The 12,713-nt window shown below is 65.0% G+C and carries 10 protein-coding genes; 5 read left to right on the forward strand and 5 right to left on the reverse strand.

The window, feature by feature from the left end:
- Positions 1–34 precede the first annotated feature (34 nt).
- Entirely contained in the window at positions 35–859 is an 825-nt protein-coding gene (locus IAE37_RS05680) for an aldo/keto reductase (protein ID WP_201170747.1), read from the reverse strand.
- 245 nt (positions 860–1,104) lie between these two features.
- Between IAE37_RS05680 and IAE37_RS05685 the strand changes: the two genes are divergently transcribed.
- The 3 genes from IAE37_RS05685 (at position 1,105) to pssA (ending at position 5,943) form a co-directional block, all read left to right on the forward strand.
- Positions 1,105–1,983 carry a DMT family transporter gene (locus tag IAE37_RS05685; RefSeq protein ID WP_201170750.1) on the forward strand — a complete coding sequence of 293 codons (879 nt, stop codon included), beginning with the start codon at positions 1,105–1,107 and terminating at the stop codon, positions 1,981–1,983.
- Positions 1,984–2,166: 183 nt separating this feature from the next.
- On the forward strand, positions 2,167–4,419 hold the full coding sequence (gene katG / locus IAE37_RS05690) for a catalase/peroxidase HPI (RefSeq protein ID WP_201170761.1): 2,253 nt from the start codon (positions 2,167–2,169) through the stop codon (positions 4,417–4,419).
- Between the two features lie 195 nt (positions 4,420–4,614).
- Positions 4,615–5,943, forward strand: a complete 1,329-nt coding sequence (gene pssA / locus IAE37_RS05695; protein WP_201170774.1) for a CDP-diacylglycerol--serine O-phosphatidyltransferase — start codon at positions 4,615–4,617, stop codon at positions 5,941–5,943.
- Between the two features lie 15 nt (positions 5,944–5,958).
- Here pssA and IAE37_RS05700 read toward each other — a convergent pair whose 3' ends face one another.
- Positions 5,959–6,915 carry a DMT family transporter gene (locus tag IAE37_RS05700; protein ID WP_201170776.1) on the reverse strand — a complete coding sequence of 319 codons (957 nt, stop codon included), beginning with the start codon at positions 6,913–6,915 and terminating at the stop codon, positions 5,959–5,961.
- Positions 6,916–7,055: 140 nt separating this feature from the next.
- Here IAE37_RS05700 and IAE37_RS05705 point away from each other — a divergent pair, with 140 nt between their 5' ends.
- Positions 7,056–8,222, forward strand: coding sequence for a GGDEF domain-containing protein (locus IAE37_RS05705; RefSeq protein WP_201170778.1), 1,167 nt, complete (start codon positions 7,056–7,058; stop codon positions 8,220–8,222).
- Between the two features lie 43 nt (positions 8,223–8,265).
- Here the strand turns inward: IAE37_RS05705 and ppnN are convergent, their stop codons facing one another.
- Positions 8,266–9,639 (reverse strand): nucleotide 5'-monophosphate nucleosidase PpnN, encoded by a 1,374-nt coding sequence (gene ppnN / locus IAE37_RS05710; protein WP_201170780.1) that lies wholly within the window; start codon positions 9,637–9,639, stop codon positions 8,266–8,268.
- Positions 9,640–9,822: 183 nt separating this feature from the next.
- On the reverse strand, positions 9,823–10,884 hold the full coding sequence (locus tag IAE37_RS05715) for a YeiH family protein (protein WP_201170781.1): 1,062 nt from the start codon (positions 10,882–10,884) through the stop codon (positions 9,823–9,825).
- Positions 10,885–10,996: 112 nt separating this feature from the next.
- Between IAE37_RS05715 and IAE37_RS05720 the strand changes: the two genes are divergently transcribed.
- Positions 10,997–11,887: a LysR family transcriptional regulator gene (locus IAE37_RS05720; RefSeq protein WP_201170782.1), complete on the forward strand. Its 891-nt coding sequence runs from the start codon at positions 10,997–10,999 to the stop codon at positions 11,885–11,887.
- Positions 11,888–11,911: 24 nt separating this feature from the next.
- On the opposite strand, the gene IAE37_RS05725 is transcribed toward IAE37_RS05720, so the two are convergent.
- Complete coding sequence (locus IAE37_RS05725) at positions 11,912–12,472, reverse strand: LuxR C-terminal-related transcriptional regulator (protein WP_201170783.1); 561 nt, start codon at positions 12,470–12,472, stop codon at positions 11,912–11,914.
- Positions 12,473–12,713 lie beyond the last annotated feature (241 nt).

Here is a 12,713-nt window from a genome sequence, read left to right on the forward strand (position 1 = left end):
GCGCCGAACCGCCGCGATGAGGCCGTGTCAGGCCTCAGCTATTCCAATCGGGTGCGAAGGCTGGGCTGACTACGCGCTGGTCCTTTTTCAGGGTGGCGATCAGTGCGCGGTCTTCGTCGTCCAGGCGCAGGTCCTGGGCCGCCAGGTTGGCCAGCTGGTTTTCGCGGCTGCTGGCCTTGGGGATCACCGCCACGCCGTCCTGGCCGAGCAGCCAGCTCAGCGCCACCTGGCTGGGGAGCACGCCATGTTTGCGGGCGATGGCCTGGATCTCTGGTTGCGCGGCGGCCTGGCCACGTGCCAACGGGGTGTAGGCGGTCAGCAGCAGGTCGTGGCGACGGGCGTAGTCGAGCAGCGGTTGCTGGTCGAGCAGTACGTGGTATTCCACCTGGATCGCCGACAGCGGCGCACCGAGCTCCTCGACCACACGGCGCAGCAGGCCGAGCGGGAAGTTGGCCACGCCGATGTGGCGGGCCTTGCCTTCGTCGCGCAGGGCCACCAAGGTCTCGATGCTGCGGGCCAGGTCCATGTCCTTGGCCGGCCAATGGATGTGGAACAGTTCGACCTGTTCGGTACCCAGGGCGCGCAGGCTGTCTTCCAGCGATTGGCGCATGGCCTTGGGCTCAAGGCGGTCCCACCAGACTTTGGTGGTCAGGTGCACCTGTTCGCGGGGCACGTCGCTGTCGCGCAGGGCCTGGCCGACAGCGTCCTCGTTGCCGTAGGCGGTGGCGGTGTCGATATGCCGGTAGCCCAGTTCCAGGGCCTGGCGCACGGCCTGGGTACATTGTGCGCCGGTCATCGGCCAGGTGCCCATGCCAATGGCGGGCAGGTCCAGGCCGTTGCGGGTGGTGAGCCTATGCATGAAAACTCCTTGTCACGGGTAAGGTCAGCGCTCGATGGTGCCTGCTCGGGGAGGAGCGGGCCATGCGCCAGGACCGGAAAGTGGTCGATCAGCGAACAGAAAGCGCCAACGCTTGATGCAGCGTCTCAAGGAACTTCCTTAACTTGTCGTATCTCTTCTAGAATTCCTCCTGTTGCACCCGCCAGGCCTGCCCTGAGCGGCCTTCCCCGGGCCCGGCATCCAGCCGCGCCGCAGTCGAGAACGCCATGAGTTCCAGCACACCGTTGTCCGGAGTCAACCAACCGCTGCGTGGCATTGCCTTGGTGGTGGTGGCCACGTTCCTGTTCGCCAGCCACGACGCGCTGTCGAAGTTCCTTGGCGGCGTGTACCCGGTGGTGTTGGTGGTGTGGGCGCGCTATGTGGTGCACACCCTGCTGATGGCCGGCATCTTCCTGCCCAAGGCCGGCCTCAACGTGCTGCGTACCCGTCGCCCGGTGCTGCAGACCTTGCGAGCGCTGTGCCTGCTCAGCACCAGCCTGCTGTTCACCACCGGGCTGCAGTACCTGCCGCTGGCCGAGGCGACTTCGGTCAACTTCCTCGCCCCGGTGCTGGTCACCGCGCTGTCGGCACCGCTGCTGCGCGAGCGGGTCACGGTGGGGCAATGGGTGGCGGTGGTGTTGGGGTTCATCGGCGTGCTGGTGGTGGTGCACCCGGGGGGCGCGATGTTCACCCCGGCCATTCTCTATCCGTTCGGCTCGGCCATGGGCTTCTGCTTCTACCAGTTGCTCACCCGCCTGGTAGCTGCCCACGACAGCCCGACCACCAGCAACTTCTATGCAGGCCTGTGCAACACCTTGGTGATGAGCCTTCTGGTGCCGTTCTTCTGGGAGGTGCCGCGCTGGGACCATGCGCTGCTGATGCTGGCCCTGGGCGGCTTCGGCATGAGCGCGCATCTGCTGCTGACCCAGGCCTTCCGCCATGCAGCGCCAGCGCTGCTGGCGCCGTTCAGCTATTGCCAGATCGTCTTCGCCGGGCTGCTGGGCCTGCTGATCTATGGCCAGGTGCCGGACGATGCCAGCCTGTTGGGCATCGCCATCATCTGCCTGAGCGGCCTGGGCGCAGCGTGGATGCAGCGCAAGCGCTGAGAGAGCCAGGCTATTACCTTGCAACACTTGGTCTATTAGCTGTCTGCCTAGGGTCGGCTAATCTTTCCGGTGCTTCGTGTATTTGTTTGACCTGACGAGGGGCAGTTCGGGCGCACGCGCTCGGCTGAAGCACAAACTGGCATAGACCGGAAATCTGGATAATCGACCCAAAGGTAATAGCAGATGTCGAACGAATCGAAATGCCCGTTCCATCAAACCGCAGGTGGCGGCACCACCAACCGTGACTGGTGGCCTGACCAGCTCAACCTGAGGATTCTCCACCAACATTCCGCCAAGTCCGATCCGATGGACCCGGACTTCGACTACGCCAAGGCATTCAAGAGCCTCGACTTCCAGGCCTTGAAGCAAGACCTCACGGCCTTGATGACCGATTCGCAGGACTGGTGGCCGGCCGACTTCGGCCATTATGGCCCGCTGTTCATCCGCATGGCCTGGCACAGCGCCGGCACCTACCGCATCGGCGATGGCCGCGGTGGCGCGGGCTCCGGCCAACAGCGTTTCGCCCCGCTCAACAGCTGGCCCGACAACGTCAGCCTGGACAAGGCCCGGCGCCTGCTGTGGCCGATCAAGCAGAAGTACGGCAACAAGATCTCCTGGGCTGACCTGATCGTCCTCACCGGTAACGTCGCCCTCGAGTCGATGGGTTTCAAGACCTTCGGTTTTTCCGGTGGGCGCGCCGATGTCTGGGAGCCGGACGAGGACGTGTACTGGGGTTCGGAAAAGGTCTGGCTCGGTGGCGACACCCGCTATGGCAAGGCCCAGCCGCCGGGGCAGGGCGACCTGGTGGCCGAGCCGCAGAAGCACGGCGAGGAGTCCAGCCGCAGTCTGGGCGGCGAGCGCAACCTGGAAAACCCCCTGGCCGCGGTGCAGATGGGCCTGATCTACGTGAACCCGGAAGGTCCTGAAGGCAACCCCGACCCCGTGGCTTCGGGCAAGGATATCCGCGACACCTTCGGCCGCATGGCCATGAACGATGAAGAGACCGTTGCGCTGATCGCCGGTGGCCACGCCTTCGGCAAGACCCACGGCGCCGGCCCGGCCGACAACGTCGGGGCCGAGCCGGAAGCTGCCGGCCTCGAGCACCAGGGCCTGGGCTGGGCCAACAAGTTCGGCACCGGCAAGGGCGGCGACACCATCACCAGCGGCCTGGAGGTGACCTGGACCTCGACCCCGACGCGCTGGAGCAACGAATACCTGAACAACCTGTTCAACTTCGAGTGGGAGCTGACCAAGAGCCCGGCTGGCGCCAACCAGTGGCGGCCCAAGGATGGCAAGGGCGCGGGCAGCGTGCCGGACGCCCACGACCCGGGCAAGCGTCACGCCCCCTCGATGCTGACCTCCGACCTGGCCCTGCGCTTCGACCCGATCTACGAGCCGATCGCCCGCCGCTTCAAGGACAACCCCGACCAGTTGGCCGACGCCTTCGCCCGCGCCTGGTACAAGCTGATCCACCGCGACATGGGCCCGCTGGCGCGCTACCTGGGGCCGGAAAATCCGCAGGAAGAACTGCTCTGGCAAGACCCGCTGCCCAAGGCCGACCACCCGCTGGTGAGCGAGCAGGACATCGCCGCGCTCAAGGCCAAGGTGTTGGCCTCGGGCCTGAGCGTGGCCGAGCTGGTAGGCACCGCCTGGGCGGCTGCCTCGACCTTCCGGGGTTCGGACAAGCGTGGTGGCGCCAACGGCGCGCGTATTCGCCTGGCACCGCAGAAGTTCTGGGCGGCCAACCAGCCCGAACAGCTGGACAAAGTGCTGCAGGCCCTGGAAAAGATCCGCGGCGAGTTCAAGGCCGGCGGCCAGCAGATTTCCCTGGCTGACCTGATCGTGTTGGCCGGCAGCGCTGCGGTCGAGAAAGCAGCCAAGGACGCCGGGCACAGCATCAGCGTGCCGTTCCGCCCGGGCCGCACCGACGCATCCCAGGAGCAGACCGATGTCGAGTCGTTCGCAGTGCTCGAGCCGCTGGCCGATGGCTTTCGCAACTTCAGCAAGAGCAAGTACAGCGTCAAGGCCGAGAAGCTGTTGCTGGACAAGGCCCAGTTGCTGACCCTCACTGCGCCGGAGCTGACCGTGCTGATCGGCGGCCTGCGGGTGCTTGGGGCCAACCATGGCGGCAGCAAGGAGGGTGTGTTCACCGACCGGCCTGGCACCCTGACCAACGACTTCTTCCGCAACCTGCTGGACATGGGGGTGGAATGGAAGCCGACCTCGGCGGACAACGACAGCTTCGAAGGCCGAGATCGCAAGAGCGGCCAAGTGAAGTGGACCGGTAGCCGCGTGGACCTGGTGTTCGGCGCCCATGCCCAGTTGCGTGCATTGAGCGAGGTGTACGGCAGCTCGGACAGTGGCGACAAATTTGTTAAAGATTTTGTTGCCGCCTGGGTGAAGGTCATGGAGCTCGATCGTTTCGACCTAAAATAGAGCGAAACTCCATTGTAGGAGCGGCCTTGCGCCGCGAAGGGCCGCAACGCGGCCCCAGGGTACCGGTTCTGGGCCAATACTCCTGGGGCTGCTGTGCAGCCCTTCGCGGCACAAGGCCGCTCCTACAGCGCACTGGACCATCGCGCGCTTCCTGTGCAAGCTGGGCAGTATCCGCCCAGAACAGGTGAAACAACCTTGAGCCCCGAATCCCAGCTGGCCGCGCTGCCAGGTTTCGCCTTGCCCCCTGAGGCGATCGAAGTGCTCCCCGATGCCGCCGCCTATCGTACCTGCCTGTTGCAACGCATCCGCGAGGCCACCCGGCGCATCGTCATCGTCGCGTTGTACCTGCAGGAAGATGAAGCCGGCCAGGAAGTGCTCGATGCGCTGTACCAGGCCAAGGCCGCACGGCCGGGCCTGCAGGTGGTCGTGGTAGTCGACTGGTTCCGCGCTCGCCGTGGCCTGCTGGGCGCAGGGCGGCAGCCGGGCAATGCGGCCTGGTACCAGGCCCAGCGCCAGCTGCGTGGCCTGGATGTGGTGATCCATGGTGTACCGGTGCAAACCCGCGAACTGTTCGGCGTGCTCCACCTCAAGGGCAGCATCATCGACGACTGCGTGCTGTACACCGGGGCCAGCCTCAACAACGTCTACCTGCACCGCTTCGAGCGTTATCGCCTCGACCGCTACCACCTGTTCCATTCACAGGCCTTGGCCGATGCCATGGTCGGCCTGGTGCAGCAGTTGCTGCAGCACACGGCCACGCCGCGCCTGGACTTGCCCGCGGCGCCTTCCTCGCGCCGCCTGCGTGGCGACATTCGGCGTTTGCGCGCACGGCTGCGGCGCATGGCCTATGCCGCGCCGGCTCCGGTCCCGGGGGAGGGGCTGCGGGTGGTTCCGTTGCTTGGGGTTGGCCGTGGCAATCCGCTCAACCGTGCGGTGTGTGCGTTGCTGGCGGTGGCGCGGACGCGGATCGTGATCAGCACGCCTTACTTCAACCCGCCACGGGTGGTGATGCGCGAGATCGACCAGGCGCTCGAGCGCGGAGTGGAGTTGGAATTGATCGTCGGCGATCGTACTGCCAACGACTTCTATATCGCCCCCGGTGAACCGTTCAGTGCCAGTGGAGCGTTGCCTTACCTGTACGAGGACAACCTGCGGGCGTTCGTCCAACGGCGCCAGGCCGCCATCGCCAGTGGCCAGTTGCAGGTGCGCATCTGGAACGACCCTGGGCATACCTTCCATGCCAAGGGCGTGTGGGTCGACCAGCGCTATTGCCTGCTGACCGGCAACAACCTCAACCCACGAGGCTTCAGCCTCGACCTGGAGAACGGCCTGTTGATCGACGACCCCGCCGGGCAGTGGCTGGCGCCCAGGGACGCCGAGCTGCAGGGCATTCGCCGGCATGCACCGAAGATCGAATCGCCGGCCGAACTGGGCGAGAAGACCGAGCACCCCAAGGAGGTGCGCAAGTTTCTCCGCCGCTTGCGTTACAGCCGGCTGGAGCCGCTGATCAAGCGGGTGTTGTAGGCCAGGCCTGCGCCCTCAGGCCGGGGCTCGCTCCTCGTTGGCGGCCTTGGCCGGCTTGTGCCCGGGCTTGAGCCGCGACACCGCGAACAGAACCACCGCCAGCCCCAGTAGCTGGTAGATGGAAATGTCCTCGCTGAGGATCGCCCACGAGGCCAGCACTGTCAGCACCGGGCCCAGGTTGCCGACTGCGGCGGTCTGGGTCGGCCCCATGCGCTGGATCGCCAGCGCTACCCAGTAGATCGGCAGCACGGTGGAGAACACCGCCATCAGCCCGGCATTCAGCCACACCGCGCCGGGTAGCTGCCACAGCTGGGCGGCCGGTGCCACCAGCAGGTAATGCGCCAGCACCATCAGCGAGGACGCCACGCCGCACAACCCGGCCAGGCGCATCGAACCCATGCGCTTGAGCATCATCCCGGTACCGGAATAATACAGCGCGTAGGTGACGGCACTGGCGAACACCCACAGCGAACCCAGCAGCACCTGGTGGCCCATGCCGGACACGCTCAGGTCATGCACGAAGGCGATTCCCAAGCCGAGATAGCACAAGCCCATTGCCCCCAGCGTGCGGCTGCTCGGCCGTTCGCGCAGGGCGATGGCCTGCAGGATCAGGACCAGGGTGGGGTAGGTGAACAGGATCAGCCGTTCCAGGCCGGCGCTGATGTACTGCAGCCCGTAGAAGTCGAACAGGCTGGACAGGTAGTAGCCGAGCAACCCCAGCAGCGCCACGCGCAGGCCGTCGCCCAGGCTCAGCGGCGTGCTGGGCTGTCTGCGGCTGAGCCACACCAGCCAGGCGAACAGTGGCAGCGACAGACCCATGCGCAGGGCCAGCAGGCTGACGGCATCCACCGGGCCTGCGGCGTAGGCGAGCTTGACGAAGATGGCCTTGAAGCTGAAGCCCAGCGCGGCCAGCACGGCGTACAGCGCACCACTTTGCAGTTGACGGTGCAGCAGGCTGCGTAGAGCGTTCATGGGGTCTCCAGTTCTTGGGTGGTCGGGTGGTGGCCTTGTGGCATTATTCTGCAACTAAACCGCTGCACGGCGCTGCGAAAAATCATTGTAAGCGCATACAATCAGGCCTTTTCCGTTTAATCCAATAGGCCGCACTTTTTATGGCGCTTGATCCCATCACGATGCTGACCATCACCATCGCCCTGGCAGCCGCCGCTGCGCTGTACCTGGCGATCGAGTGGCGCAGCGTGCGTGAACCTTCCCTGCTGTTCTGGAGCGCCGGTTTCTCCACCATCACCATCGGCAGCACCCTGGCACTGCTGCGCGGTATCGGTTTGTTGCTGATCGGCATCTGGTTCGCCAATGGCCTGTTGGTCGTGGCCCATGCCTTCTTCCTGGTCGGCGTGGTGCGTTTTACCCAGACGCGCCTGTCGCGGGCCTGGCTGTCGATCGTGCTGGTGTGGTGCGCCTTGTTGCTGCTACCAGCCGGGCCGCAGTGGTCCAAGGTCATGCTCATGGTCAACTCGCTGCTGGTGGCGCTGCTGACCCTCAAGGCCAGCTCCCTGCTGCGCCCGCACGGCAAGTCGTTGAGCGTCGGCGCCGTACAGCTGCGCTACGTGTTGCTGTTGCACGGCCTGTTCTACGTGCTCAAGGCGGTCATCGCCGTGACCCCGGGCACCCTGATCGACCTGGCCACCTTCGGCGGCCTGATCATTCAGATTTCCCTGGTCGAGGGCGCGATGGCGATCATGCTGATCGCCCTGTCGATGACCGGCACCGTGCGCTACCGCCGTGAAGAACGCATCGCCCGCCTGGCGGCTCGGGACCCGCTGACCGCGCTGTACAACCGACGAGCGCTGGAAGTGCGGTCCACACACCTGTTCAAGGACGTCACGCCGGCGCGGCCGGGGGCCTTGCTGCTGATCGACATCGACAACTTCAAGCTGGTCAACGACCTGCACGGCCATGCCGCAGGTGACCGGCTGCTGGTGGCGTTGAGCGAAATGATCCGCGGCGTGCTGCCGGAGCGTTCGCTGGCGGCGCGGCTGGGCGGTGACGAGTTCGTCATCCTCTTGAGCGATGCCTCCAGCGAGCGCGTGGTGGAGCTGGGCAGCCGTTTGCGCGACGAGTTCCAGCGCCTGGCCGAGCAGGCGGTGCCGACCCCCGAGGCAGTGACCTTGAGCATCGGCGCCAGCCTGTTCGACCAGCCGCCGCCAAGCCTGGCGGCGTTGATCGAGCAGGGCGACGTGGCGTTGTACCAGTCCAAGCGCGGGGGGCGGAACAGCATTCGCCTGAACGACCGGACCGTGGCCAGCCCGGTCAGGTAGATCGCTACCCGCACGGCTGGCGACTGGGGCGGCCCCGGCGATATCAGGTCACGACCTGGTAGCACGGCACATAGGCCGTGCCACCCGGCAGCTTCATCCGGTGCTGGTCGACGAATGCCTGCAGCAACCGGCCCAGTGGTTCCAGCACCGCGCTGTCGCCGCGGATCTGGTACGGCCCGTGCTCTTCGATCAGGCGAATGCCTTTATCCTTCACGTTGCCCGCGACCACCCCGGAAAACGCCCGGCGCAGGTTGGCGGCCAGCTCGTGCGGCGGCTGCTCGCGGTGCAGGGCCAGCCCGGCCATGTTGGCGTGGGTCGGGTCGAAGGGGTGCTGGAAGCCTTCCTCGATCTTCAGCAGCCAGTTGAAGTGGAAGGCATCGTTGCGCTCGCGGCGGAACTGCTTCACCGCCTTGAGCCCCTCGACCATCTGCCGGGCGACCTCTGCGGGGTCGTCGATGATGATCTGGTAGTGGCGCTGGGCGGCATCGCCCAGAGTGGCACCGACGAAATCGTGCAGTTGCTGCAGGAACGGTTCGGCGCTGCGCGGGCCGGTGAGAATCACCGGGAAAGGCAGGTCTTGGTTGTCCGGGTGCATGAGGATGCCCAGCAGGTACAGGAACTCCTCGGCGGTGCCGGCGCCACCGGGGAAGATGATGATGCCGTGGCCGACACGCACGAAGGCTTCGAGGCGTTTTTCGATATCGGGCAGGATCACCAGTTCGTTGACGATCGGGTTGGGCGCCTCGGCGGCGATGATGCCCGGCTCGGTCAGGCCCAGGTAGCGGCTGCCATGCATGCGCTGCTTGGCATGGCCGATGGTCGCGCCCTTCATCGGGCCCTTCATCACACCAGGGCCGCAACCGGTGCAGACGTCCAGCTTGCGCAGGCCCAGTTCGTGGCCGACCTTCTTGGTGTACTGGTATTCCTCGGTGCTGATCGAGTGACCGCCCCAGCACACGACCATTTTCGGCTCTACGCCTGGACGCAGGGTGCGGGCGTTGCGCAGCAGGTGGAAGACGTAGTCGGTGATGCCCTGGGAGCTTTCCAGGTCGATGCGCTGGCTGGCCAGTTCGCTTTCGGTGTAGACGATATCGCGCAGGGCGCTGAACAGCATCTCGCGGGTGCTGGCGATCATCTCGCCGTCGACGAAGGCGTCGGCGGGGGCGTTCAACAGCTCGAGGCGCACGCCACGGTCTTGCTGATGGATACGTACTTCGAAGTCCTTGTAGGCTTCGAGGATGGTCTTGGCATTGTCGACATGGGCGCCGGTGTTGAGGATGGCCAGGGCGCACTGGCGGAACAGGGTATAGAGGCTACCGGTACCGACTTCGCTCAGTTGCTGGACTTCACGTTGCGACAGCGTTTCCAGGCTGCCTTTGGGGCTGACGGATGCATTGATGACATTGCGTTGAGGCATCTAAGTCTTTCCTGTGCAGGTAAAACATCCTTCTTTGACAACACCATACCGGAAAAACTTTATACCGTGTCGCCTGCTTCGCGGATGAATCCGCTCCTACAACAACGCCACCGTTTGCGTGTGCAGTGGGCCCCGTGTAGGAGCGGGTTCACCCGCGAAAAACACCCCGCCATGCAGGCAGGTTCACCCCAGCAACCGCTGTACCCCCAGGGTAATCGCCAGCCCACCCCCGACCAGCCACAGGTTGAGGATCGCCCCGGTCACCAATGCCCGTGGCCCGGCCTGGCGGATCTGGCTGAAGCGGGTTTCCATGCCCAGCGCGGTCATGGCCATGGTCAATGCGAAGGTATCGAACTGATTGACGGCCTGGGTCACGCTACCCGAAAGCACTTGCAGCGAATTCACCAGCACCAGCGCGAGGAAGCCAAAGGCGAACCAGGGCACGGCAATGCGCCCGTTGCCTGTGCCCTGGCCCGGCTGGCGCGAGCGGTTGATCCACAGCCCGACCACCAGCAGCACCGGGACCAGCAACATCACCCGGGTCATCTTGACAATGGTGGCGATATGCGTGGCCTCGGCGCTGACATTGCTCGCCGCACCGACCACCTGGGCCACCTCGTGCAGGGTGCCGCCGAAGAACAGCCCGGTGCCGAGGGTGTCCAGCGGCAGCCAGCCGAGGTTGAGCGCCAGTGGGTAGAGGAGCATCGACAAGGTGCCGAACAGCACCACGCTGCCCACCGCCATGGCGCTCTTGTGCGGCGCGCTGCGCAAGGCCGACTCGAACGCGAGTACCGCTGCTGCGCCGCAGATCGCGCTGCCGGCGGCGGTCAGCAGGGCGGTATCGCGGTCCAGCTTGAGCAGCCGGGTGCCACACCAGACCCCGATCACCAGGGTACTGGTCACCACCAGCACGGCCACCGTCAGCCCCGACCAGCCGACTTCGGCGATTTCCTGCAGGCTGACGCGTAGGCCGAACAGGGCCACGGCGATGCGCAGCAGCTTGCGCGCGGAAAAGTCGATGCCGCTGCCCCAACTGGCCGGCACGCTGTCGCGCAGGCCATTGCCATACAAGGCGCCGGCGACGATACCGACGATCAGTGGGCTGATGCCCAGGCTGGCCACCGCTGGCAATGCCGCCAATTCGGTCACTGCCGAGGCGAACAAGGCGACGAAGAGGATGCCGTTGAGCCGCCCGCGGGTGGCTTGGGTAGGCGCGAACGAGAAGTGGGAAGAGTGCGTGGCCATGGTGAGTCCTGCGCAATGGAGTTTCGACATGGCCTACGTTAATGCGGTTATAAGCTTATAAAAAATCGTCATTTACAATGCGAAATATCCGTTTAGCTGATATGTTGAATTCATGACCCCAGAACAGCTGATAACGTTCGCCACCGTTGCCGAGCATGGCAACATCAGCCATGCCGCACTGGCCCTGCACCTGTCGCAACCGGCGGTGTCCGGCCAGCTCAAGCTGTTGCAGGAAGCCTTTGGCGAGCCGTTGTACCAGCGTGCCGGGCGCGGTGTGCGGCTGACCCCGGCCGGCGAGCAGTTGCTGGCCCACGCCGAGCGCCTGCGCGACACCTTCCGCCAGGCCCAGGCGCTACGTGAAGCCATGCTCGGCCTGGAGCGCGGCACATTGCGCATCGGCGCCAGCACCACGCCGGCCAGCTACCTGCTGCCCTACCTGCTGGCCGATTTCCAGGCCCGCTACCCGGACGTGCTGGTGACCACCAGCAATGGCAACAGCGCCGAGATCGTCGCGGCACTGGACAGCGTCGATATCGCCCTGATCGAAGGGCCGCCCGGGCAGTCGTTGCCGTTGGGCACCGAGGTCACGCCCTGGCGTGAGGACGAAATCGTCGCCATCGTGCCCAGCGGCCACCCCTTGGCGGGGCAGGAGCGCCAGGTGCTGGAGGTACTGGGGGATTTTCCGCTGGTGCTGCGCGAAAGCGGCTCGGGGGTGCGGCAGATGGTCGAGCGGGCGTTTGCCCGCGAGGGCGTGGCGATGCGCGTGGCGCTGGAGATCGCCGGGGTGGAAGGGGTCAAGGAGGCGGTGCGGGCAGGCATGGGGATCGGCTTCGTCTCGGCCATGTCGATCCGCCATGAGGACGGCGCGCTGCATCGGCTGCGGATCGGGCCGCAGCCGTTGGTCCGGCGCTTTTCCATCCTCATGCCGCACGCCGCCACGCCTTCACGGGCGGCGGCGCAGTTTTTACGGATGTGTCTGGAGGGGAGCGAGGAGGGCAGTTGAAGCGTGTGCGATGGTGCTACTTACTCACTTCACCAACCGAGCAATCAACTCTGCGGTCGAATTCACGCTGTATTTCTTCAACAAGCTGCACCGATGGATATCCACGGTCCGCGGGCTGATGCCCAGCGTCTTGGCCGCTTCCTTGCTCGTCTGCCCATCGACGAGCAATGCCGCGACGTCGCGCTCGCGGGGCGTCAGGGTGATTCTGCTATGGGGCACTTGTGCCTGCACCGAGTCGGTGAACACCCAGGCAGCATGCTGATAGGGGTCCGCTTCATTGAACCCGTAGCCCCTGACAGTCACCCAGAAGTGCGTGCCGTCCATACGTCGCATGATCCGGTCGTCATTGAAGTGTTCGTGGCGGGATAACAACGGCGCGAAATGTTCGGCCGCATTCAGGAAGTCTTTCTGGGCAGGATAAAGCACCGCGAAAGAGGCCCCGATAATACGTTCGGGCGTGGTGCGAAACAGACTCAATGCCCGCTCGTTACAGTGGGTGATCTTACGATTCTCGGCAACGATCACGGCCACCGGCAAGTGGTGGAGTATTCCCAGGGCATCAGGCCCGTTGTCGTTACTGCTCACGCCTCGATCCCCTCATGAATGGCTTTCCAGAGCCCGAGCCGCCTTCCTTCCCGTAGTCGATCACCTAGGTGATCGTGATGCCTGGACCCTTCAGGTACGGCCGCCCTATGATGACATCAGCTTGGAATTGACGACAAGTTGCTCGCGCATTTCAAGCCCTGCCGCTGTTGCAGCGGCGAACTTCCGATTGCCCATTTCCAATAACAAGACGCTGTTCAATCTTCCTGCGATTTACGTGGCG

The sequence above is a fragment of the Pseudomonas sp. S31 genome (genome assembly GCF_016648105.1).
Taxonomy (GTDB): domain Bacteria; phylum Pseudomonadota; class Gammaproteobacteria; order Pseudomonadales; family Pseudomonadaceae; genus Aquipseudomonas.